This is a genomic window from Neobacillus rhizosphaerae, assembly GCF_937468385.1.
Taxonomy (GTDB): Bacteria; Bacillota; Bacilli; order Bacillales; family Cytobacillaceae; genus Neobacillus; species Neobacillus rhizosphaerae.
The window spans coordinates 47296-70125 of the sequence record NZ_CALBWS010000003.1 but is presented as its reverse complement, the minus strand read 5'-3'; the positions used below and the strand labels follow the sequence as shown (position 1 = coordinate 70125).

20 protein-coding genes are annotated in these 22830 nt (G+C 39.4%); 19 read left to right on the top strand and 1 reads right to left on the bottom strand.

Translation table 11 applies throughout. From position 1 onward, the window contains the following. The first annotated feature begins 26 nt into the window (after positions 1 to 26). The 6 genes from M5A78_RS04505 (at position 27) to M5A78_RS04480 (ending at position 6306) form a co-directional block, all read left to right on the top strand. Positions 27 to 506 carry a DsrE/DsrF/DrsH-like family protein gene (locus M5A78_RS04505; protein ID WP_248734084.1) on the top strand — a complete coding sequence of 160 codons (480 nt, stop codon included), beginning with the start codon at positions 27 to 29 and terminating at the stop codon, positions 504 to 506. A 67-nt stretch (positions 507 to 573) separates the two neighbouring features. Then, positions 574 to 1149, top strand: coding sequence for a sulfurtransferase TusA family protein (locus tag M5A78_RS04500; RefSeq protein ID WP_248734083.1), 576 nt, complete (start codon positions 574 to 576; stop codon positions 1147 to 1149). A gap of 77 nt (positions 1150 to 1226) precedes the next feature. Further along, on the top strand, positions 1227 to 2357 hold the full coding sequence (locus M5A78_RS04495) for an MBL fold metallo-hydrolase (RefSeq protein ID WP_248734082.1): 1131 nt from the start codon (positions 1227 to 1229) through the stop codon (positions 2355 to 2357). A 50-nt stretch (positions 2358 to 2407) separates the two neighbouring features. Beyond that, positions 2408 to 3184: a sulfite exporter TauE/SafE family protein gene (locus M5A78_RS04490; protein WP_248734081.1), complete on the top strand. Its 777-nt coding sequence runs from the start codon at positions 2408 to 2410 to the stop codon at positions 3182 to 3184. A gap of 493 nt (positions 3185 to 3677) precedes the next feature. Then, positions 3678 to 4589: a c-type cytochrome gene (locus M5A78_RS04485; protein ID WP_248734080.1), complete on the top strand. Its 912-nt coding sequence runs from the start codon at positions 3678 to 3680 to the stop codon at positions 4587 to 4589. A 388-nt stretch (positions 4590 to 4977) separates the two neighbouring features. Continuing rightward, the gene (locus M5A78_RS04480) at positions 4978 to 6306 is read left to right on the top strand and encodes a sigma-54-dependent transcriptional regulator (protein ID WP_248734079.1); all 1329 of its coding nucleotides are present in this window, start codon (positions 4978 to 4980) and stop codon (positions 6304 to 6306) included. 72 nt (positions 6307 to 6378) lie between these two features. Here the strand turns inward: M5A78_RS04480 and M5A78_RS04475 are convergent, their stop codons facing one another. Further along, positions 6379 to 6678, bottom strand: coding sequence for a hypothetical protein (locus M5A78_RS04475; protein ID WP_248734078.1), 300 nt, complete (start codon positions 6676 to 6678; stop codon positions 6379 to 6381). Between the two features lie 795 nt (positions 6679 to 7473). Here M5A78_RS04475 and M5A78_RS04470 point away from each other — a divergent pair. The 13 genes from M5A78_RS04470 to M5A78_RS04410 all read left to right on the top strand — a co-directional run bounded on the left by M5A78_RS04470 (position 7474) and on the right by M5A78_RS04410 (position 22767). Next, entirely contained in the window at positions 7474 to 8829 is a 1356-nt protein-coding gene (locus tag M5A78_RS04470) for an NAD(P)-dependent oxidoreductase (RefSeq protein ID WP_248734213.1), read from the top strand. A gap of 36 nt (positions 8830 to 8865) precedes the next feature. Next, on the top strand, positions 8866 to 10152 hold the full coding sequence (gene preA / locus M5A78_RS04465) for an NAD-dependent dihydropyrimidine dehydrogenase subunit PreA (protein ID WP_248734077.1): 1287 nt from the start codon (positions 8866 to 8868) through the stop codon (positions 10150 to 10152). A 20-nt stretch (positions 10153 to 10172) separates the two neighbouring features. Further along, complete coding sequence (gene hydA, locus M5A78_RS04460) at positions 10173 to 11594, top strand: dihydropyrimidinase (RefSeq protein ID WP_248734076.1); 1422 nt, start codon at positions 10173 to 10175, stop codon at positions 11592 to 11594. 158 nt (positions 11595 to 11752) lie between these two features. Beyond that, the gene (locus M5A78_RS04455) at positions 11753 to 13225 is read left to right on the top strand and encodes an NCS1 family transporter (RefSeq protein ID WP_248734075.1); all 1473 of its coding nucleotides are present in this window, start codon (positions 11753 to 11755) and stop codon (positions 13223 to 13225) included. Between the two features lie 21 nt (positions 13226 to 13246). Further along, a complete protein-coding gene (locus tag M5A78_RS04450) occupies positions 13247 to 13468 on the top strand; it encodes a hypothetical protein (protein ID WP_248734074.1) in 222 nt (73 codons plus the stop codon). A gap of 82 nt (positions 13469 to 13550) precedes the next feature. Next, positions 13551 to 15167, top strand: a complete 1617-nt coding sequence (locus M5A78_RS04445) for a PucR family transcriptional regulator (RefSeq protein WP_248734073.1) — start codon at positions 13551 to 13553, stop codon at positions 15165 to 15167. Between the two features lie 188 nt (positions 15168 to 15355). Then, positions 15356 to 16822: a CoA-acylating methylmalonate-semialdehyde dehydrogenase gene (locus tag M5A78_RS04440; protein ID WP_248734072.1), complete on the top strand. Its 1467-nt coding sequence runs from the start codon at positions 15356 to 15358 to the stop codon at positions 16820 to 16822. A 60-nt stretch (positions 16823 to 16882) separates the two neighbouring features. Continuing rightward, complete coding sequence (locus M5A78_RS04435; protein ID WP_248734071.1) at positions 16883 to 18238, top strand: aspartate aminotransferase family protein; 1356 nt, start codon at positions 16883 to 16885, stop codon at positions 18236 to 18238. 435 nt (positions 18239 to 18673) lie between these two features. Further along, entirely contained in the window at positions 18674 to 19621 is a 948-nt protein-coding gene (locus tag M5A78_RS04430) for a sugar-binding transcriptional regulator (protein ID WP_248734070.1), read from the top strand. 8 nt (positions 19622 to 19629) lie between these two features. Next, the gene (pduL, locus tag M5A78_RS04425; protein ID WP_248734069.1) at positions 19630 to 20289 is read left to right on the top strand and encodes a phosphate propanoyltransferase; all 660 of its coding nucleotides are present in this window, start codon (positions 19630 to 19632) and stop codon (positions 20287 to 20289) included. Positions 20290 to 20294: 5 nt separating this feature from the next. Next, entirely contained in the window at positions 20295 to 21041 is a 747-nt protein-coding gene (locus tag M5A78_RS04420; protein ID WP_248734068.1) for a hypothetical protein, read from the top strand. Beyond that, complete coding sequence (locus tag M5A78_RS04415) at positions 21038 to 21337, top strand: EutN/CcmL family microcompartment protein (RefSeq protein ID WP_248734067.1); 300 nt, start codon at positions 21038 to 21040, stop codon at positions 21335 to 21337. Before M5A78_RS04420 ends, M5A78_RS04415 begins: the two co-directional genes overlap by 4 nt. A gap of 2 nt (positions 21338 to 21339) precedes the next feature. Further along, on the top strand, positions 21340 to 22767 hold the full coding sequence (locus tag M5A78_RS04410; protein ID WP_248734066.1) for an aldehyde dehydrogenase family protein: 1428 nt from the start codon (positions 21340 to 21342) through the stop codon (positions 22765 to 22767). The last annotated feature ends 63 nt before the right edge of the window (positions 22768 to 22830 follow it).

The following is a 22830-nucleotide window of genomic DNA, read 5'->3' as shown; positions in this document are numbered from 1 at the left end:
AATCATGTTATTTAGGAGGACTAATCGTGGCAGAAAAGAAAAAGACTACGATCGTATTATTTAGTGGGGATTATGATAAAGCAATGGCAGCTTACATCATTGCCAATGGAGCCGCTGCTTATGACCATGAAGTGACAATCTTTCATACATTTTGGGGTTTAAATGCCCTAAGGAAAGATGAAAATATTATGGTTAAAAAAGGCTTTATCGAAAAAATGTTTGCGAAATTGATGCCAAGAGGCGCAGATAAAATGGGGCTATCCAAAATGAATTTTGCTGGATTTGGACCAAAAATGATTAAAGATATTATGAAAAAGCACAATGCCATGCCTTTACCACAATTAATTGAAATGGCTCAAGAACAAGAAATAAAGCTGGTTGCTTGTACGATGACGATGGATCTATTAGGTCTTAAACAAGAAGAACTAATGGAGAATATTGAATATGCAGGTGTTGCTGCCTATTTAGCCGATGCTGAAGAAGGTAATGTAAACTTGTTTATTTAATAGATTAAGAGTTAGGAAATTATTTCAAGTAATTCAATACCCTAACAGGTAATACAGGAGGCTCATTATGACATCATTAAAAACGGATTTAGTTTTAGATGCAAAAGGCTTAGCTTGCCCAATGCCAATTGTAAAAACGAAGAAGACCATGAATGGGTTAGAAGCTGGTAAAGTATTAGAAGTTCTAGCAACTGATAAAGGGTCAAAAGCAGATATGAAAGCTTGGGCTCAGAGTTCTGGGCATCAATATTTAGGAACAATTGACGATGGAGAAGTGTTAAAACACTACTTAAGAAAATCATCTAGAGAGGAAGCTGCAGAAAGAAAACATCCAGTTGTTACAACGAATGATGAGCTTGAAAAGAAGTTAGATGCAAATGATAACCTTGTCGTTCTTGATGTAAGAGAAACAGTAGAATATGCTTTCAATCACATCCCCAATGCCATTTCCATTCCATTAGGGGAATTGGAAGATCGTTTAATTGAATTAAAAACAGAAGATGAGATTTTTGTGGTATGCCGTACAGGTAATAGAAGTGATTTTGCTGCACAAAAGTTAACAGAAAAGGGCTTTACTAAAGTCATTAATGTTGTTCCAGGCATGAGCGAGTGGACAGGAAAAACCAAAAGTTTTAACAAGTAATCAAAGGGGAATTAAATGCTCCACACTTCAACAATCATTTTTTTTGAAACATAATATACCATAGGGGGTAATGTTGAATGACTGTATATGCTATGACTTCAAAAGAAGTAACAAAAAAAGTTTTTAATAAGGAATCATTATTTATTCTAGATGTACGTAACGAAAGCGACTTTCAAGATTGGAAAATTGAAGGTGAAAATTTTGAGTATCTTAATATTCCTTATTTTGAATTGTTAGATGGTGTGAAAGAAATTTTATATAATATCCCAACTGATAAAGATGTATTAGTAGTTTGTGCTAAAGAAGGCTCTTCTGTCATGGTAGCAGAATTGCTTTCAGAGGAAGGTTTAACTGTTTCTTATCTTCAAGGCGGTATGAAAGCTTGGAGTGAACATTTAGAGCTCGTTAAGGTGGGGGATTTAAAAGGTGGCGGTGAAGTTTATCAATTTGTTCGTATTGGTAAGGGATGTCTATCCTACATGATCGTTTCAAAAGGAGAGGCTGCCATTATTGATGCTACACGTATGACTGATATATACCTGGAATTTGCAGACAGTATTGGTGCGAACATAACCCATGTATTTGACACACACTTGCATGCTGATCACATTTCTGGAGGACGTGTAATCGCTGAAAAAACGAATGCGACCTATTGGCTTCCTCCGAAGGATGCAACAGAAGTGACATTCGAGTACCAGCCTTTAGAAGGCGGTAATAATGTAATAATTGGAGATACTTCGATTAACATTCATGCCCTGTATTCTCCTGGACACACCATTGGATCAACCTCCTTTGTAGTCGATGAAAAATTTTTACTTTCTGGAGATATCTTATTCATTGACTCGATTGGACGACCGGATCTTGCAGGTATGGCAGAGGATTGGGTAGCTGATTTAAGAGAAAGTCTGTATAATCGTTACAGAGAATTATCAGATGAACTTATGGTGTTACCAGCTCACTTTATGATTATTGAAGAATTAAACGCAGATGGAAGTGTGTCAGAAAGATTAGCTACATTATTCGCAAAGAATCATGGCTTGAATATTGAAGATGAAAATGAGTTTAGAAAGTTGGTTACTGAAAACTTACCTCCACAGCCAAATGCATATCAAGAAATTCGTGAAACAAATATGGGGAAAATGAATCCTGACGTTGAAAAGCAACGTGAAATGGAAATTGGCCCAAATCGTTGTGCAGTTCGTAAATAAAGAATTGTTGAAACAGGAACAGGTTCCCTTTTTTTAAAGAGGAGGAAAAGATGGATATTGCATTAGTCATTACCATTTTCTTAATTGGTTTTATAGGCTCATTTATTTCAGGAATGTTAGGAATCGGTGGTGCCATTATTAATTTCCCTTTGCTATTGCTTATCCCAGCTGCTCTTGGTGTTGCTCATTTTACAGCGCATGAAGTATCGGGAATTACTGCAATACAAGTCTTCTTTGCGACGATTGGTGGCGTCTGGGCATATCGAAAAGGTGGATTTTTAAATAAAACCTTAATTGGCTATATGGGCGTAAGTATTTTAATCGGAAGCTTTGTAGGTGGATTTGGTTCTACACATTTGTCGGAAAAGGGAATTAATCTAGTTTATGGAATTCTTGCGTTATTTGCCGTAGTCATGATGTTTATTCCTAAAAAAGGAATTGATGATATACCTCTAGAGCAGGTGAAATTTAATAAGTGGCTTGCCGCAACCCTTGCATTAATTGTTGGAATTGGAGCAGGAATTGTAGGGGCAGGGGGGGCATTTTTATTAGTCCCTATCATGCTTGTTGTATTAAAGATACCAACGAGGATGACAATCGCTTCTTCTTTAGCTATCACGTTCATTTCTTCTATCGGTGCTACTGTTGGTAAGATTTCAACAGGGCAGGTGGAAATTTTACCCTCTCTAATAATGGTTGCTGCTAGTCTAATTGCCTCTCCTCTAGGAGCTAAAATGGGCAAAAGATTAAATACAAAAGTATTACAAGTAGTATTAGGGATCATCATCTTTTCAACAGCAGTGAAAATTTGGGTAGATATCTTATAAAAAGAAAGCTTTTGATTGGTTGCAACGGGGTACAACGTGACAATTACTTTATTTTGGAGTGGTCGAATGAAGGTACTATTTTGCATGGATTCGAACAGCCAATATAGAAACCGTGGAATTTCTCGAAGCATAAATTAAAGCAACATTATTTAATAGATGCATGACAAAGTGTCACACTATGACTTTTTGTCATGCTTTTTCTGTGGAAAAGGGGCGGAGCGCCGCAAAAATGAATCACTTTAACCAGTTAAAGTGAAATACCCATTTCACTAGACGAAAGATGTGAAGTCTAGCTCTGCTCTCACCGCCTTTATTAGGTGACTACGGCTTGTCCTCTAAATTTATTTCCATAGTAGGGTTGGGAGCTTAGGCTCATGATAGTTTTTTATGAATAATTTTAAACACTCTTTATTACTCTAGTTTTAAAAGTTGGCATGGAAATTGCATATTAAATAATTGAAGGCATAAAAATTTTTAACTGGGAGTGAAAGAAATGTTTAAGCTCAAAAAAATGAAAATAGGATATGGCCTACCACTTTTAGCCACTGCATTATTACTAAGTGGTTGTGGTTCCGATAAGCCAGCTGCCACGGATAAGCCAAAGGAAAACCAAGCAACGTCCGGTGAACAGACTGCAATGAAAACGTATGAACCACCTAGTATGGAAAAAGTACCAGAAGGGCCTCTAGGGGAATCAATTAAATTAGGATTTAAATTAATGAATGAAACCAATACGGCACTTCCAAACAATGTAGGAGATAATTTGGCTTGTTCAAGCTGTCACGGTACAGGAGGAACGGATTCAACCTCCCCTTTAACAGGTGTTACAGCCGTTTATCCTGCTTACAACCCACGCGCTGGAACGGTTATGACGATTGAAGACAGAATCAATGGCTGCTTTAAAAGAAGTATGAATGGCAAACCACTTCAGGCAAACAGCGATGAAATGCGGGCAATGGTCGCATACTTAACCTATATTTCTACCGATGTACCAATTGGTATTAAAGAACGCCCTTGGGTAATTAAGAATTCACTACAAAATCTTCCGACTCCGAATCTAGCGAATGGAGAAAAGCTTTATCAACAATCTTGTTCCACTTGTCATGGTGCAGATGGCTCTGGGACAGGACCAACTTCTGGCCCGGCACTTTGGGGAAGCAAGTCCTTTAATATCGGAGCTGGAATGGGAAGAATCTCAACAGCGGCCGGTTACATCAAAAGAAACATGCCACTTGGCGAAATGGGTGGTATTAAACAAGGCAGTTTAACTGATCAACAAGCTGCAGATCTTGCAGGATTTATCCTTTCAAAAGACCGGCCTGATTTTGCTGATAAAGTTAATGACTGGCCTCTAGGAAATGCGCCTGCAGATGTACCATATGAATTGAAGAGTAGTAAAAAGTAGTTTTAATATATAAAGCTAGGACAAAAGTATGAGCTCTTGAATTATTAATTCAAGGGCTTTTTAAATAGTTTCATGAAATGATAAATAAGGAAAAGCAAGCAATATTCAAAAAACTTTCATAAAAGGTTCATAGAATCATCTTATTTTTTCTGAGGGGAAACGAAAATTATCTTATATAGTTATAGTGTAAACATCAAAAATACCGGAGTACAATCATGAAAATAAAATGGTTATTGGTTAACAGTAGGTGATAGCCGTTATGAAAAGCTTGCCGGTTTGAAAAAGGGATTAAAGGATTAAAGGATTTGGGTTATTTAAGTGAATCTCAGAAGGGGACTACAGTCGAAATAAGCATTCCGATTCAAACGAATGTAAAGGAGGGAACCAAATGGGAGCAGCTAGATTAATAATTGTAGACGATGAAAAGGACTTGCTTGAGCTTCTTGTTAATCGTTTAAAAAGAAAAGGCTACGATGTGGATTTTGCAGAAAACGCAGAAGATGCTATTTCTTTATTACAAAACCAATTTTATGATATTGCTATCTATGATATCCGCTTACCAAAAATGGATGGCATTACTTTATTAAAGGAAACAAAAAAAATTCAGCCGGAGATTCAAGTCTTAATGCTTACCGGACATGGGACAATAGAGACGGCCATTGAAGCAATGAAACTTGGGGCGTTTGATTACCTAGCAAAGCCTTACAATCTGACAGAGCTTGAAATAGCGATTACGAAAGCAGTTGAAAATAAAACACTGATTGAAAAAAATGATAGTATGAGGAAGATAATTAAACAACACAATTCATTTCAGATTATTGGGAAGAACCCTCATTTTAAGGCCTTACTGGAACTTACTGAACGGGTCGCAAACAGTGATGTTCCCGTCCTGATTGAAGGGGAGAGCGGCACTGGGAAAGAGTTATTTGCCAAAGCACTTCATTATTGGAGTAATCGTGCTGAAGAACCATTTGTAGCTATTAACTCTGGTGCCCTCCCTGAGCAACTACTTGAAAGTGAACTTTTCGGACATGTGAAAGGAGCTTTTACAGGAGCCAATCAGGATAAAAAAGGGTTGGTAGAAGCTGCGAATGGCGGCACTTTATTTTTAGATGAACTGGGTGAGATGCCACTGGTCCTTCAGGTTAAACTGTTAAGGTTTCTTGAAACAGGAGAGTTTCGAAGAGTGGGGGATGTTAGAGAAAGAAAGGTACACGTGAGAACAGTAGGTGCAACAAATCGTCATTTAGAAAAAGAAGTGGCGAACGGAAATTTCCGTGAGGATTTGTACTACCGACTAAATGTAGTGAGATTAACCATTCCACCATTAAGAGAGCGGAAGGAGGATTTGACATTATTGATTCACCATTTTGTTAAAAATGGTAAAACCTTATCACCTGAAGCCATGGCAACTTTACAAAAATACCATTTTCCTGGAAATGTCAGAGAACTACATCATCTATTGGAAAGAGGCGTCTTACTCAGTAAAGGAGACACGATTGAAGCGGACGATTTATTGCTTGCCAATGTTCAAAAGGTCAACTTGAAAGACGTAACTACTTACCAATTATGCACGCTAGAACAGCTCGAAAAGGAGCATATCGAGAAAGTTTTATCCGAGGTGGAATGGAATAAAACAAAAGCAGCGAATGTTTTAGGTGTCAGTGTAAGAAATTTATATCGAAAAATAGAACAATATCAGTTGAAAGAAAAATAATGAAAAGAATGCATTTTACTAGATATAATTGAGCCTTAATTCATAATAGGGAGGTTTGCTCCTCCCTAAAAATCAACTTAAATCCTGCACTGAAAACGAGATCGCCGAACTTGTTGATGTGTGCTGGTTTAGCCAACCAAGTGCTGTTTTCGATACATCTGTCCAGTTTGGTATTTGATCCATATGCTGTTCGATCCAACTTATGCAGAAATGTGGGTCGATATTATAATCGAGGCATTGGGCAAGAAAAGATTGAATTGTTTCTTGGTTACAATTTTGCCATGATCCACATTTATAACCCCATACATTTTCCATTTTTGTTTGAATGGATACCTCATTTATAAAGTCACTGAAATGATGATCGTTAGGCATTTCGGTTCCTCCTACAAATTATTTTCACACCTCTCAGTATGTCCAAAAATAAAGTGTTCAATAAATAAGTCAAATGCCATTTCTGAGTAAATCATTTGATGATACGCTTTTTTGGTCTAAAAGGAAAGATTCTTTAGGATAACTTTGAAGTTAGGGAGTTTTCTATTTTATAACCTTACTTTGGTTTTCAATTTGTTAAAAAATGTCGAAAGTTTTTCCTACTGTTTTATTTGAATTAAGTTGCTCTTCAGAATTATGAAGTTCTATTATGTCAAGTACTTTCAACTGGAATAGATTATTCTGAACTAGAAAAAAATGATGTAAGAAAAATTAACAATTCGATATATTATTACAATTTTTTTGATATTCTTATGTTAAATTGAAAAAGAATTCAGAAAAGTGTACAAGAATCCCTTTTCCTTAACACTCTCTGTTCATTCCTGCCCGTTTTCTTCAATGCGAAAGAACACCAATTTTGTTCAGATGAAGATACTGGTCAAGACCCATTTTCATTTTACATAATGGATAATCAAAGCCTTGCATTATTTTACAAGTTGTATGGTGAAATGCCTATTTAAGGTCTGTAAAATTAAAGAAAGATACGGAATTTTCTGTAAAATATTAAAAATAAACTTTTGGGAGTTGGTATTTTTTTTGAAACCATTAAGCTAGGGGTATTTTTTAAAGCGCTTTCATTTTTGTTTTAACGAATAACGGGTTATAGACGAAGAAGATTCCTAGAAATTGCATATATACTATTTATTAAAGGAGGATTTCTCTTTGGCGAATGAAAAAATGCAGCGTATTTCCTTATCTGAACTTGAAAAGAACTTTCTAGAGGTGGAGCAGGGACTGACCAGCCTAGAAGCTGTTCAAGAATCAAATCGATGCCTCTATTGCTATGATGCTCCATGTATTAAGGCCTGTCCTACAGGAATTGATATACCTACCTTTATTAAAAAAATTGCCTCAGGAAACTTACTTGGATCTGCAAAAACAATCATGTCCTCCAATCCGGTCGGAGCAAGCTGTGCCAGGGTTTGTCCAACAGAGGAACTCTGTGAAGGAGCTTGTGTTTTAAACCATTCAACGAAACCAATCATGATTGGCAATTTACAAAGATTCGCCACTGATTGGGCGATCAAAAATGAACAAACACTCTTTCAACCAGGTGTTTCCAATGGTAAAACAGTTGCAGTTATTGGTGGTGGCCCTGCTGGATTATCGACAGCACGGGAACTAGCAAGATTAGGTTATGATGTGACCATTTTTGAAGCAGCTGACAGAGCCGGTGGTTTAAATACTTTTGGGATTGTTTCGTTCCGTTTACCGCAAAAAATTTCTTTCTGGGAAGTAGAACAAGTTGAAAAATTAAATGTAAAGATTAGAACCAACACGGTGGTCGGAAAGGATATCTCAGTTGGGGAAATAACTGAAGATTTCGATAACATTGTCTTGGCGGTAGGAATGGCTCATGTCCCAAACCTCGGTGTTGAAGGTGAGAACTTAGAGGGAGTCTATGATGCAATTGAATTTGTCAAAGCAACTAAAAGTGGTCAGTTATCCAAGGAATTTGTCGGTAAGCGAGTGGTCGTGATTGGCGCTGGAAATACGGCCATCGATGGAGCGACTTGTTCAGTTCGTTTAGGTGCTGAAAATGTAAAAATCCTATATCGAAGAACAGAAGAAGAAATGACCGCTTATGACTTTGAGTATGAATTTGCTAAACAAGATGGTGTAGAGTTCCGTTGGTTAACTGCACCGAAAAGGATTATCGGCAATAATAGTGGGCAGGTAACGGGAATTGAGTGTATCAAAATGATGCTCGGTGAGCCTGAAAAAGATGGTCGCCGCAGACCGGTTGAGATCGATGGATCCGAATATGTGATTCCTGTGGATGCGGTAGTTAAAGCAATCGGACAAACAAGGCACTTGGAGCTTATCGAGGCGTTTGGTCTTCATCATGATGGCGGTGTCGTAAAAGTTGAACCAGAAACTTTCCGAACCTCCCATCCAAAAATATTTGCTTGTGGTGATGTTGTATTTGGTAAAGGAAAGGGAGACGCAATGGTCGTAACTGCTGCTCAACAAGGTAAAGATGTAGCTTATGCCATTCATAAGCAGTATTCGGCAGTTGGGGCAGCAAATTGACTCTATTAATCTAAGAATGACAAAGGGGGAAATGAGATGGCTGATTTACGTATTAATCTTGCAGGAATTCAATCTCCTAATCCGTTCTGGCTGGCGTCAGCACCTCCTACTAATTCAGGCTATCAGGTCCAGAGGGCCTTTGAGGCTGGTTGGGGTGGTGCAGTATGGAAAACATTAGGTGATCCGATTTTAAATGTTTCATCGAGGTTTGCTGCCATTAGCTTTAACGGACAAAGGGTTGCTGGTTTTAATAATATTGAGCTTATTACTGACCGTCCATTAGATGTCAATTTAAGGGAAATCTATGAAACAAAAAAGAAATTCCCGAATCATGCTATTATCGCCTCACTGATGGTCGAGCCTAAGCAGGAAAAGTGGCATGAAATCGTCAAACGAGTTGAGGATGTCGGAGTTGATGGCCTTGAGTTAAACTTCGGCTGTCCACATGGCATGGCTGAACGTGGAATGGGGTCTGCTTCAGGACAGGTTCCAGGGTTAGTGGAACGGCAAACCTTTTGGGTAAAAGAAGTAGCGAAAACACCTGTCATTGTAAAGTTAACGCCAAATATTACCGATATTACCGCAACTGCCGAAGCAGCCTGTAATGGCGGTGCAGATGCTATTAGTATGATTAATACAATAAATAGCCTAATGGGAGTGGATCTTGATTCATGGAATACGATTCCACACGTGGCAGGAAAAGGGGCACATGGTGGCTATTGTGGACCTGCTGTTAAGCCGATTGCCTTAAATATGGTTGCAGAATGTGCACGGCATCCACATATAAACGTACCAATCTCAGGAATAGGCGGCATCTCCAACTGGCAAGATGCTGTTGAATTTATGTTAATGGGTGCAACCGGTGTACAGGTATGTACAGCGGCTATGCACCATGGATTTCGAATTGTTGAGGACATGATTGAAGGCCTCAGCAACTACTTAGATAGTAAAGGAATTGCCTCAGTTTCAGAAATCATTGGAAAATCAGTTCCAAGATATTCAGATTGGGGCAACCTCGACCTCAATTATAATATTATAGCAAAAATCAATACTGAAGTTTGTATCAACTGCAATAAATGTCATATTGCCTGTGAGGATACCTCTCATCAATGTATTGATATGCTTACAGACCCTAATGGAAAGAGCTATCTGAAAGTAAGGGAAGAAGACTGTGTCGGCTGTAATTTATGTTCGATTGTTTGTCCGGTCTATGGGGCCATTGATATGGTCGAAGCACCAAGAGAAATGCCGCCAATGACCTGGAATGAACGCCAAACTGCCTTAAGTGTAGCTGTAGAGTGCAAAGCAGACGTTATTAAGTAATAGTTTAGGAGGACTAACGGATGAAAAAAATTATTAAAAACGGAATAATTGTCACCGCATCTGACACCTTTCAAGCTGAACTTTTAATCGAAGATGGAAAAATCACTCAAATTGGCTCGAACCTTTCGGCCATTGGAGCGGAAATTATTGATGCCAATGGTTGTCTTGTATTTCCAGGAGGAATTGACCCTCACACCCATTTGGATATGCCTTTTGGCGGGACGGTCACTAAAGATGATTTTGAAACCGGAACGATGGCTGCTGCATTCGGCGGAACCACCACGGTTATTGATTTTTGCTTAACAAATAAGGGTGAACCGCTAAAGAATGCGATTCAAACATGGCATGATAAATCTAGGGATAAAGCTGTAATTGATTATGGTTTTCACTTGATGATCTCAGAAATCAATGATGATGTCCTAAATGAACTGCCACAGGTGATTGCTGAGGAAGGAATTACCTCGTTCAAAGTATTTATGGCCTATAAGAATGTTTTTCAAGCAGATGATGAAACCTTATTCCAAACCCTGGTCACAGCGAAAGACCTTGGTGCATTGGTCATGGTCCATGCTGAGAACGGCGATGTCATTGATTACCTAACAAAAAAAGCGCTCGCAGAGGGAAAAACAGAACCAATTTATCATGCATTAACTAGACCGTCAGAATTAGAGGGTGAAGCAACAGGCCGTGCTGCCAGGTTTGCTGGGTTGGCTAATTCACAGCTATATGTTGTTCATGTTTCCTGTGAAGATGCGGTCCAAAAAATTGCTGAGGCCCGCAACAAAGGTTTTGATGTCTGGGGCGAAACATGTCCGCAATATCTGGTCCTTGATCAAAGCTATTTAGAGAAACCGAATTTTGAAGGGGCTAAATACGTGTGGTCGCCACCGCTCCGTGAAAAGTGGAACCAAGAAGCCCTTTGGAACGCGTTAAAGAGCGGTCAGCTGCAAACAATAGGCTCCGATCAATGCTCGTTTGACTTTAAAGGTCAAAAAGATTTAGGTCGGGATGATTTTACGAAAATCCCAAATGGTGGCCCGATTATTGAAGACCGCTTATCGATGTTATTTTCTGAGGGCGTGAAGAAGGGACGCATAAGTCTGAACCAGTTTGTTGACCTTACCTCAACAAGAGCTGCTAAACTCTTTGGACTTTTCCCGAAAAAAGGAACAATTACTGTTGGTGCGGATGCTGATCTTGTTATTTTTGATCCGAATGTTGAACGGGTTATTTCCGCCGAAACCCATCACATGGCCGTTGATTATAATGCGTTTGAAGGAATGAAGGTTACGGGTGAGCCTGTTTCAGTTTTAGTGCGCGGCGAATATGTGGTTCGCGACAAACAGTTTGTGGGTAAACCAGGTTCAGGACAATATTTGAAGAGAGCAAAATATAGTATGAATACACCACTAAACCAAGGTGAAACATTATCTATCAAGTAAAGAATAATTGTGGCTCCGCTCACAATCATTATTGAACTACTCCTGCGATTGCTCGGCTGCGCCAGAGCAATTGCCCATATTAAAACGAATGATGAGGTAGGTTGTTTGAATTTTGGATTGTTAAATTCTATTTAATTTAACCGAAATGGAGTGTTCATATGAAAACAAGCCACTTAAAATCACCAGATTTATTACCCATCAAGCACAAGGATCGAAAAATCACAAAACTAGGTTTCTCCTTTATGTGGGTAGGGATGGTGGTCGTTCTGGCCACATTTGCCATTGGCGGTGCTGGGGTCATGACTATTTCTTTACCTTGGGTAATACTCGCAACTGTAATTGGAAGTCTCGCCATTGGTTTTTTCATTTCCTTAATTGCTGATATTGGGATTGAACATGGGTTGTCCTTTCCTGTTTATATGAGAGCCCCCTTTGGAACGATTGGTACCCATATCCCATCGATAACCCGGGGTATTACGGCATCGATGTGGTTTGGAATTAATACTTATTTTGGGGCAACAGCGATGAACGGTATCTTAAATATTTTATTTGGCTTTGATAATTGGTTCGTCTGCTACCTCATTTTCGCTGCTGTTCAATTAATTAATACGGCATTAGGGATTAAATCAATTGAACGATTTGCAGATATGGCTGCACCTATCATTCTTATCATCTCCTTATGGATGTATGTTTCATTAACAGATCAGGCAGCATCTGCAGGAAGGGACGTTTGGAGCTGGGTGGAGTCCCCGGTTACCGGCGGGGCTGCATTTTCAGCATTCTTAGTTGTTATTTTTAGTAATATGGGTTTCTGGGCAACCTTAAGTGCGGATATCCCTTCAATATCCCGATTTATCAAGGCACCAGCTAACGAAAAAAATTGGTTTAAACGAAATAAGGGTTCATTAATTGGAAACATGATTGCAATGCCTTTAACGCAAACATTTATGATTATCATTGGTGCGGTAGCTTATGTGGCCGTATTAAACTACGATCCCGTTGTGGCTCTTCAAAAGGCAGCTGGCGGTTTTATCCTTGCGATTTTACTGTTAATGATTGTTTTAGCCCAGTGGTCAACCAATACGGCAGCAAATGTCGTTCCAGCCGCAACTATTTTCTCAAACGTAGGTGGTCCAAAGTTCCCGTTTTGGGCTGGAGTCATTACCGCTGGAATCGTTGGAACAATCGTACAGCCATGGACATTGTTTGATGTCATTATTCCGATTCTTCTCTTTGTCGGTGGTATTTTATCTGCCATTGTCGGCATCTTATTCGCAGATTATTATTTAATCCGGAAAAGACGTGTGAATGTGCCTGAATTATACGAGGACAATGGTCAGTATAAATATATGGGCGGAGTGAACTTGGCTGGTTTTATTGCCTGGATTATTGGGGCTGCAGCATCCTATTTTGTACCGAACTATGGGTTTTTAATAGGGTTCATTGTCGGGGCAGGTCTTTACTATGTACTTGCGAAATCCTGGTGGTTTAAAAAATATCCCCAAGCGGAAATCGATAATCCGAGTGATGAAAAGTATTTAGGTATTTCCGTTGGTCGTGACTGGGTGATTGATGACAAGGCAAACGAACCTGTTTTTGAGGAGATTCCAAATAACGTAGATTTATATTAATTCAGAATATGAGGGGATAAGATGTCAGAATATCAACAATTTCTTGATGAAAGAGACAAAATTGATTTTCTCATCCAAAAAGGATGCCGAATTAACGGTGTAAGAGAACATTTAGATGGGGCTTCAGTTGATTTTTTACATCCAAATGGAAATGTTACAGAAACCTTACTAATAGGAACTGCAAACGGAAGGAAATATTATTCCAGTCTATTAATTAGTCAGAATCATGTAGAGCAGGCATAAATGAAGATGAAAAGGATTGGCCTAAAAACCCAATCCTTTTTGGCTAAAATTATTTTTCTATTTTCAAGGAGAGTTTATAAGTATGAAAGAACATTTTCAATTAACGGTCGCAGATATGTTAAAACGGAAACACTTTGATAATGCAGAGGTTATAGCAGGGGAAGCGGGCCTACATCGACCTGTCAAATGGGTTCATGTTGTCGAGGTTACTAGTATTCGCAATCTATTAAATGGTCATGAATTGATTTTATCAACAGGTGTTGCCTGGAAGGATAATGAGAACTTATTTGTCTCAATGGTGAAGGAGTTTCTCGAAAACAAAGTAGCTGGACTATGTATTGAAATGGGGACATACATGTCTGAGGTTCCTTGTGAAGTCATCGAAATTGCCAATGAACATCAATTCCCCATCATTGTATTTCAAAAAGAAGTACCGTTTGTTGAAATCACACAAGACATCCATTCCGCCATCATTAACCAGCAATATCAGAAGATTTCTGATCTAGAGAATTATTCCCAGAGTTTAAATAAACGGCTATTAACCATTGAAACGTATGAGGATATTCTTCAATTTATTTTCTCGGCATTGGACTTACAAATTATTTTCCGCTTAAAAAACCAGAAGTACGAATTTGTACCCGAAATCGGCTGGAACGAACAAAATGCCATCATCGATCTGATTGAAGGAGTAAATACGCTATCGACTGATCCTATTGTTTCTTCACCCATTTTCTTATTCGGTCAAGATTATGCAGAGTTATTTATCTACTCAAAGGATATTCCCATCAGTGAATTTGACTTATTGATTTTAGACCGAACGGCAACTGCATTAGCCCAACATTTATTAAGAGATTTATATGTAGAAGAAAAAAAGCGGGTGGAAGAGTTTGAGTGGCTGCAGGGCTGGCTTGAGGGCGAACATCCGCTCGAGGACATTCACGAATACTTAGCAGAGAATGGAGTTAAAGCAAAAACGAATGATGCGGCGGTATTAATCACAAAGCTTATCCCATTTAAGGAGAAATCCAGTCAGGATGGAACTTATTTAAAATTATTATTTCGTTCTGTATTTGAACAGAATGGCTTTACTGTTTTTTTCGTTGAAAAAAGAAACGAAATTACCTTTATTCTTTTGAATAATCGAACGAAAAAAAATTTAAAAGAACGAATTAAAAAAGCCATTGAATCAATCCAAGACTCGGAATTTATCAGAAAACAAAGTTCTGTAAAGCTAATCATCGCTGCTGGAAAGTTTATTCATTCATTGAGAGATGTTCATAAAAGTTATCAAACTGCTAAAGAGACACTTCGTATCCAACAAAAAATGACAAACAAACAAATTTATCATTTTTATGAGGACTTACATTTATATCGGCTCATATCACAAATGAGTAAACATACCGATTTGCAGGAGCTTGCATCTGAATACCTCCAACCCGTTATTCAATATGATCAAAAATATAATGGCAAACTTTTAGAGACATTAAAAGCGTATTTGGAGAGCAACGGGTCAAAGCAAGAAACCTCAACCAAACTGTTTATCGTGAGACAAACGTTATACCACCGCCTGCAAAAGCTTGAAAACCTTTTGGGAGAAGATTTTATGGAGCATGAAAAACGGGTGGCAATTGAATTTATGCTTCTAGTTCATGATTATTTATCCGCTCCTCAGCCATGGAGGGAAAATCAAGCCCGATGAGCATTTTTTCGCTGAGAAAAAGCATAAATGTAAAAAATGCATATTCAAATTGTCGTAAAAATACCTTAAGCCATTTTACAGATTGTCTAATGAAAGCGGTTTATTGATACGAGATAATGAAATTATTAAATTTTCAAAATAGCGAATTATCGAACAGTATTTTTTAAAAAAAAGGAGGACAAAACAGAATGGGTGTAACAAAAAATGATACGGTTGTATTAAAAAATTTTATTAACGGTGAATGGGTTGCCTCGAATAGCAGGCAAACACTTGATGTTCCCAACCCGGCAACAAATGAATTGTTAACAAAGGTTCCGGTTTCATCAAAAGAGGATGTTAATCTTGCAGTAACAGCAGCAAGGGAAGCGTTTAATAAGTGGAAAAATGTGCCGGTTCCAAAGCGCGCGAGGATCTTATTCAAGTACCACTACCTGTTAACCGAAAACCATGAAGAATTGGCAAGACTGATTGTTCAAGAAAATGGTAAGGCATACAAGGAAGCATATGGAGAGGTTCAACGCGGGATTGAGTGCGTCGAATTTGCTTCTGGTGCACCGACATTAATGATGGGTGAAACATTATCAGGAATTGCTGAAGACATCGATTCCGAAATGTTCCGATATCCATTAGGGGTTGTCGGTGGGATTACTCCGTTCAACTTTCCGATGATGGTGCCGCTGTGGATGTTCCCCCTAGCGATTGCCTGCGGAAACACGTTTGTGTTAAAACCATCTGAGCGTACTCCGATTTTAGCAAATAGATTAGCAGAGTTGTTTATGGAAGCTGGAGCGCCTAAAGGGGTTTTAAATGTTGTCCACGGTGCGCACGATGTGGTTAATGGATTATTAGAACACAAGGATATTGCGGCAATCTCCTTTGTAGGCTCACAGCCTGTAGCCAAATATGTATATGAGCGTGCTGCAGCTGAGGGCAAAAGAGTTCAAGCGCTTTCCGGTGCGAAAAATCATCATATTGTCATGCCAGACGCCGATATGGATAAGGCGGTTCAACATGTTCTTAGTTCCACCTTCGGAAGTGCTGGGCAGCGCTGCATGGCCTGTAGTGCAGTAGTGGTTGTCGGTGATAATGAACCATTTGTAGCTGCATTGAAAAAAAAGGCAGATGAGTTAATTATCGGGAACGGTATGGAAGATGAGGTATTATTAACACCTGTTATCCGCAAGGAGCACCGCGAAAAAGCCCTCAGTTATATCGAAAAAGGCATGCAAGAAGGGGCGGATTTAATCAGGGATGGACGCAGGGAAATGGAGGAACTTCCAGAAGGGAATTTCTTAGGTCCAACGATATTCGATCATGTTACGCCTGAAATGACAATTGCAAAAGATGAAATCTTTGCTCCCGTCTTAAGTCTGCTTCGTGCGAATAACCTTGAAGAAGGGTTAGAATTTATCCGCAAATCTAGGTACGGAAATGGAGCCACCATTTATACGAACGACGCGAAATCCGTCCGTCAATTCCGTGAAGAAGCAGATGCAGGTATGTTGGGTATTAATGTGGGCGTTCCGGCAACAATGGCCTTCTTCCCATTCTCTGGCTGGAAGGATTCCTTTTATGGTGACCTCCATGTGAACGGTAAGGACGGATTAAACTTCTATACACGCAAAAAAATGATCACATCTAGATTTGAAGCATAAGAAAGATATCAATGTTACTTTTGGTGTCAGGCACCAATTAACAGAATTGGAGGGAAAGAAATGGTTCAAACAAGTCGCCCCAACGAAACCATATTGGAGCAGGATGATAAGTATGTATGGCATTCGATGAAGCCTTATAATCCGAAAGCAACAATTGTTGCGACAAAGGCAGAGGGTTCATGGGTAACAGATGCCGATGGGACCCGATATTTAGATGCGATGGCAGGCCTTTGGTGTGTAAATGTGGGCTATGGCCGGACTGAGCTTGCAGATGCTGCCTATGAACAATTAAAGGAAATGGCCTATTTTCCACTAACGCAAAGCCATGTACCGGCGATTAAGCTTGCAGAAAAGCTGAATGAAATACTCGGAGATGAGTACGTCATCTTTTTCTCAAACAGTGGTTCGGAAGCCAATGAAACCGCCTTTAAAATCGTAAGGCAATACCACCAACAAAAAGGGGAACATAATCGTTATAAAATCGTCTCACGCTATCGTGCCTACCACGGCAATTCGATGGGGGCTTTAGCCGCAACGGGGCAGGCGCAAAGAAAATATAAATATGAACCACTAGCGCCAGGGTTTATCCATGTTTCTCCTCCGGACTCTTACCGTGACGATACAAATGTTTCAGATCCAAAGGAATTGTCTTCGGTTAAAGAAATCGACCGGACCATGACATGGGAGCTAAGTGAAACAATTGCCGCAATGATAATGGAACCAATCATTACTGGCGGCGGTGTCCTTGTCCCACCAGATGGGTATATGAAGGCAGCTAAGGAAGTTTGTGAAAAACATGGGGCCTTGCTGATTGTCGATGAAGTGATTTGTGGTTTTGGCCGAACCGGTAAAGCCTTTGGTTTTATGAATTATGGTGTGAAACCGGACATCATAACGATGGCAAAAGGCATTACAAGTGCATATCTGCCTCTGTCAGCAACGGCAGTCCGAAAGGATATTTACGAAGCATTTAAAGGAACTGAAGAGTATGATTACTTCCGCCACGTGAATACCTTTGGTGGAAATCCAGCAGCTTGTGCACTAGCGTTGAAAAACCTCGAGATCATGGAAAAGGAAAAATTATTTGATCGTTCCAAAGATCTAGGGGAACAGTTAATAAATGATTTAACGAACCTGTTGCATGATCATCCTTATGTCGGAAATGTTCGCGGGAAGGGACTTTTGGTTGGAATTGAATTAGTTAAGGATAAGGATACCAAGGAACCATTGGAGGCAGGATTAGTTAATCAAGTCATTGCCAATTGTAGGCAGAAAGGGATTATTATAGGGAAAAACGGGGCAACAGTAGCCGGTTATAATAATGTGTTAACCTTGGCACCACCGCTAAATATTGAGCAGAAGGATTTAACTTTTATCATTAAAACACTTACTGAATCACTAGATAAAATACGTTAACTCGAATATGTAGAACACTCGTAATCTTACAATTAGTAAATTACGAGTGTTCTTTTTTTCATTAAAAAAGGGCTAGAGCTATACTTACTTTATTTAGATAACGTAAGTTGGTTTTAACTCTACTAAGTTAATCCGAGCCATAAGGTATTCTACGCTTGGTTAATATGCCTTAATAATCATTCAAAAAAACGACAAAATCATTGGATTTTTTCTATCCATTGGAATCGAATAGAAAAATGTCGAAATACTTCGAAAGAGAGATTGACAGAACATTGCGATAGGTTATAATGAACTTAGCATATGTGCAATTGAGATTTACATAATTTCATGGACACTTGTTTTATGGAAAAATGTATTTTGTATTTAAAACAAAAATTGTAATCGTTTTCACAGAGTTTCTGATTTTCATATCTTTCAAAATTAGGTGAATTTATTATGGCGGATGAAAGAATTTTGCGCCTGGTTGAAGTGGCTAAAATGTACTATCAATTAGACTACAGTCAACAGGAAATTGCGGAAAAGTTAGGTATTTCCCGCCCCACCGTTTCTAGGCTTCTCGATCAAGCCATCCAAGAGGGTGTTGTCCATATTAAAATAATTAATCCGGCTGAAGATGTTCAGGAATTGGCGATGCTGATAAAGGAAAAATTCCAGTTAAAGCATTGTATTGTTGCACAGATTCCTGAGTATGAGAATGAACTCATCAAAGAAAAGCTTGGAGAGGTTTCTGCCGATTATTTATATGAAATTGTTCAAAGTGGCGACACCATTGGAATTACTTGGGGAACTACCCTTTATCAACTCGTAAAAAAACTACAGCCTAAGAATGTTAAGGATGTTACGATTGTCCAGTTGAATGGTGGGGTGAGTTATTCTGAGTCAAATACCTATGCATCAGATATCATGAACGGACTTGCCAATTCCTTTCATACCACTCCGCACTTTTTGCCAGTCCCAGCCGTTGTTGACCATATCGTTGTCAAACAGGCAATTGTGGCGGACAGACATGTGAAAAAAATATTGGAATTAGGGAAACAGGCAAATATCGCGATTTTTACGGTAGGTGAGCCTGGCGAACAATCTACCCTGATGCATGCGGGTTACTTTTTAGAAAGTGACGTCGAGATTTTAAGATCAAATAAAACAGTCGGCGATATTTGTTCAAGATTTATTGACATCGATGGGCAAATAAGCCATGAGGCTCTTAATGATCGTACCATTGGAATTGAACTCTCTCATTTGACCGAAAAGGAATACGGAATCCTTATTGCGGGTGGAAACACGAAAATTGATGGGATTTATGGTGCTCTAAATGGCCGACACGCAAACGTACTCATTACCGATCAATATACGGCCAAGGCATTACTTGAAATGAGGGGGTGATAACATTAATGGATAAAGAGAAAATTAGAGAACTAGTCGAAGAGATTGTCAAAAATACGCTTCAAAAAGCAAAGCATGTTCCAATTGCCGCTTCCAATCGGCATATTCATTTATCACCAGAACATGTTGAGCGGCTCTTTGGAAAAGGCTACGAGTTGAATAAGCTGAAGGACCTATCTCAACCCAATCAATTTGCTGCAAAGGAAACCGTAACCCTAATCGGTCCTAAGGGTAAGATTCAAAGTGTCCGAGTCCTGGGGCCAGCCAGAGGGAGCACTCAAGTTGAAGTATCTTTATACGATGGCTTTACACTTGGTGTAAAACCGCCGATTCGCAACTCGGGAGATATTTCGGGCTCTGAATCGATTTCCATTCAAGGGCCACGTGGGCAAATCACCATTAATGAAGGCTTGATTTGTGCCGCACGCCATATTCATATGCACACGAGTGATAGTGAAGCCTTTGGGGTATCTGATGGTGATTTGGTACAGGTGAAGGTCGATGGTTCCCGTGGAGTTATTTTTTCAAATGTACTGATTCGTGTTTCACCAAAATATAAACTTGAAATGCATATCGACCTTGATGAAGCAAACGCAGCGTCTATAAAGAATGGACAACAAGGAGAAATTGTGGCTATCGAAGCAAAAGGTCAAGTGAGTGGAGGCTGATACTGGTGGATGTCAAAACGAAGGTCCAAATGCTTGTCCAGCAGGTAGTTGAAGCCTACTTAAAAGAAAAAACGCAAAAGAATCAGGAGAAATCGATTGCCATTCTATTAGGTTATCAATCTCCAAACCCAGCGGAAGTTATGAAAGCGGTTAATCCGTTACTAAAATCTTACGATGTGACGTTGATGTTATCAAAAGATTGGTTGCCTTCCATAAATGAATTAGCTGGGAAGTCATATGTTTTATTAGAGGAAACCTCGCAGCAGGAATTGCTTGCGATAATTGAAAAGTCCTCTGTTCTGGTTGTTCCAGCAGCATCATACCGCCTGCTTTCTAAACTCGCCCTAACAATGGACGATGAAGTAGCTGTATGGTTAGCCATTCAATTTCAATTACTGGGTAAGCACATCGTCATCGCTAACAATTATGTGGAACCAAATGTATATCAGCAAATCCATGCGCCGCATTCGATTCAGGACCGTCTGCAGTCCTACATAAGGCAGATTCAGGTGGACCAGGTAAAATGGGTGCCGTTAAGGAAGCTGATTCAAACAGTTGAAGACCAAATTGCTGCCAGCAAAGAAAAGCAAGCTCTTATTCTAGCAAAGCATGTGGAAAAGGCTTATCAAAATGGTCTAAATGAACTTGTTGTTCCGACTCGGAGTAAGGTGACTCCTTCTGCTAAGGATCTGGCGAAAGATTTAAAGATTCAAATTAACAAAACGGACTCCTTGAAAGGAGGGACGCAATGATCATTTGTAAAGTGGTAGGTTCGATTGTTTCCACCACCAAAGCTGAGAAGTTAAAAGGAAAAAAACTCCTGATTGTACAGCCACTTGATATGAAAACGATTGAGGAAGATGGGAAACCCATAGTAGCCATTGATACAGTTGGATCTGGTGTCGGTGAAGTCGTTTTACTTGTTAGTGGAAGTTCAGCAAGACAAACAGAAATTACTAATGGTGTCCCCGCTGATGCGGCAATTGTTGGGATTGTCGATCAGATTGAGATACAAGGTTCCTTAACCTTTAAAAAAGGAGGTAATTAATTTTGCAAGTAAATGAAACCGATATCAAAAAAATGGTTGAACAAGTGCTGCAACAATTAGGCCAAAGCCAAGTGGCAAGCAACCCGGTTGCAGCCCAAGAAAGTATCAGCCTAGGTGATGGAGTGTTTGCAACTGTGGATGAAGCGGCTGCAGCAGCAAGACTTGCATGGGAAAAGCTTCGCAAGCTTCCATTATCTACAAGAAGACAAATGATTGACAGCATGCGAGAGATCAGTCGTAAGTACGTAAATGAGTTAGCACAGCTAGCCGTTGAAGAAACGAAACTTGGCAGGGTAGAGGACAAAATTGCTAAAATCCTTCTCGCCACAAATAAAACACCTGGGGTTGAAGAGTTAGTCAGCACTGCTTATTCCGGTGACGATGGCTTAACACTTGTGGAATATGCACCAATCGGTGTATTTGGTTCCATCACACCATCAACAAACCCAGCAGCAACTGTTATCAACAACTCGATTTCTCTAATTGCTGCAGGGAATACAGTTGTTTACAACCCGCACCCTAGTGCCAAACAAGTATCAATTAAAACATTAAAATTGCTTAATCAAGCAATTGTTGCTGCAGGCGGGCCAGAAAACTGCTTAACATCTGTCGCAGCACCGAATCTTGAAACTTCCGCTCAAGTAATGAACCACCCTAATATTAACGCTCTTGTTGTTACAGGCGGCGGACCTGTTGTGAAGGCAGCGATGTCTGTCGGCAAAAAAGTGATTGCAGCTGGCCCAGGAAATCCTCCTGTTGTCGTGGATGAGACTGCGATTATCTCACAAGCGGCAACTGATATTGTCAAGGGTGCAAGTTTTGATAACAATGTTTTATGTACTGCTGAAAAAGAAGTCTTCGTTGTTGATAAAGTGGCCAATGCCCTTAAATCGGAAATGGTGAAGAATGGAGCCATTGAGCTTAAAGGCTTCCAATTCGAAAAACTGCTTGAAAAAGTGCTTGTGACGAAAAATGATAAGTTTTATCCGAACAGAGACTTTATTGGAAAAGATGCCAATGTGATTTTACAAGCGGCAGGAATCCAGGCAAGCCCAGAAGTGAGGCTAATTATCGCTGAAACTTCGAAGGATCACCCATTGGTGATGACAGAAATGTTAATGCCAATTCTACCAATCGTCAGAGTTCCTGACGTTGATAAAGCCATTGAATTAGCGGTAATAGCTGAAAAAGGAAATCGTCATACTGCAATCATGCACTCACAAAACATCACTAATTTAACAAAAATGGCACAAGAAATTCAAGTAACTATTTTTGTTAAAAATGGACCATCTGTAGCTGGTTTAGGCTTTGAAAGTGAAGGCTTCACGACACTTACGATTGCAGGTCCGACTGGTGAAGGTTTAACTAGTGCAAAAACATTTACACGTCAGCGCCGCTGCGTTTTAGTAGATGGATTAAGAATTATTTAGTGGGGTGTGTTAATTGGCAAAATCTAAAGAAGAAAAAACAGTCACTTCACAAGAAGAACAAAT

What these genes read in the sequence shown, in the direction of transcription:
- M5A78_RS04495 (WP_248734082.1), top strand. Translation starts at nt 1,227, where the DNA reads ATGACTGTATATGCTATGACTTCAAAAGAAGTAACAAAAAAAGTTTTT.
- pduL (WP_248734069.1), top strand. Translation starts at nt 19,630, where the DNA reads ATGGATAAAGAGAAAATTAGAGAACTAGTCGAAGAGATTGTCAAAAAT.
- M5A78_RS04450 (WP_248734074.1), top strand. Translation starts at nt 13,247, where the DNA reads ATGTCAGAATATCAACAATTTCTTGATGAAAGAGACAAAATTGATTTT.
- M5A78_RS04490 (WP_248734081.1), top strand. Translation starts at nt 2,408, where the DNA reads ATGGATATTGCATTAGTCATTACCATTTTCTTAATTGGTTTTATAGGC.
- M5A78_RS04430 (WP_248734070.1), top strand. Translation starts at nt 18,674, where the DNA reads ATGGCGGATGAAAGAATTTTGCGCCTGGTTGAAGTGGCTAAAATGTAC.
- hydA (WP_248734076.1), top strand. Translation starts at nt 10,173, where the DNA reads ATGAAAAAAATTATTAAAAACGGAATAATTGTCACCGCATCTGACACC.
- M5A78_RS04500 (WP_248734083.1), top strand. Translation starts at nt 574, where the DNA reads ATGACATCATTAAAAACGGATTTAGTTTTAGATGCAAAAGGCTTAGCT.
- M5A78_RS04485 (WP_248734080.1), top strand. Translation starts at nt 3,678, where the DNA reads ATGTTTAAGCTCAAAAAAATGAAAATAGGATATGGCCTACCACTTTTA.
- M5A78_RS04475 (WP_248734078.1), bottom strand. Translation starts at nt 6,678, where the DNA reads ATGCCTAACGATCATCATTTCAGTGACTTTATAAATGAGGTATCCATT.
- M5A78_RS04435 (WP_248734071.1), top strand. Translation starts at nt 16,883, where the DNA reads ATGGTTCAAACAAGTCGCCCCAACGAAACCATATTGGAGCAGGATGAT.
- M5A78_RS04415 (WP_248734067.1), top strand. Translation starts at nt 21,038, where the DNA reads ATGATCATTTGTAAAGTGGTAGGTTCGATTGTTTCCACCACCAAAGCT.
- M5A78_RS04440 (WP_248734072.1), top strand. Translation starts at nt 15,356, where the DNA reads ATGGGTGTAACAAAAAATGATACGGTTGTATTAAAAAATTTTATTAAC.
- M5A78_RS04480 (WP_248734079.1), top strand. Translation starts at nt 4,978, where the DNA reads ATGGGAGCAGCTAGATTAATAATTGTAGACGATGAAAAGGACTTGCTT.
- preA (WP_248734077.1), top strand. Translation starts at nt 8,866, where the DNA reads ATGGCTGATTTACGTATTAATCTTGCAGGAATTCAATCTCCTAATCCG.
- M5A78_RS04445 (WP_248734073.1), top strand. Translation starts at nt 13,551, where the DNA reads ATGAAAGAACATTTTCAATTAACGGTCGCAGATATGTTAAAACGGAAA.
- M5A78_RS04470 (WP_248734213.1), top strand. Translation starts at nt 7,474, where the DNA reads ATGCAGCGTATTTCCTTATCTGAACTTGAAAAGAACTTTCTAGAGGTG.
- M5A78_RS04455 (WP_248734075.1), top strand. Translation starts at nt 11,753, where the DNA reads ATGAAAACAAGCCACTTAAAATCACCAGATTTATTACCCATCAAGCAC.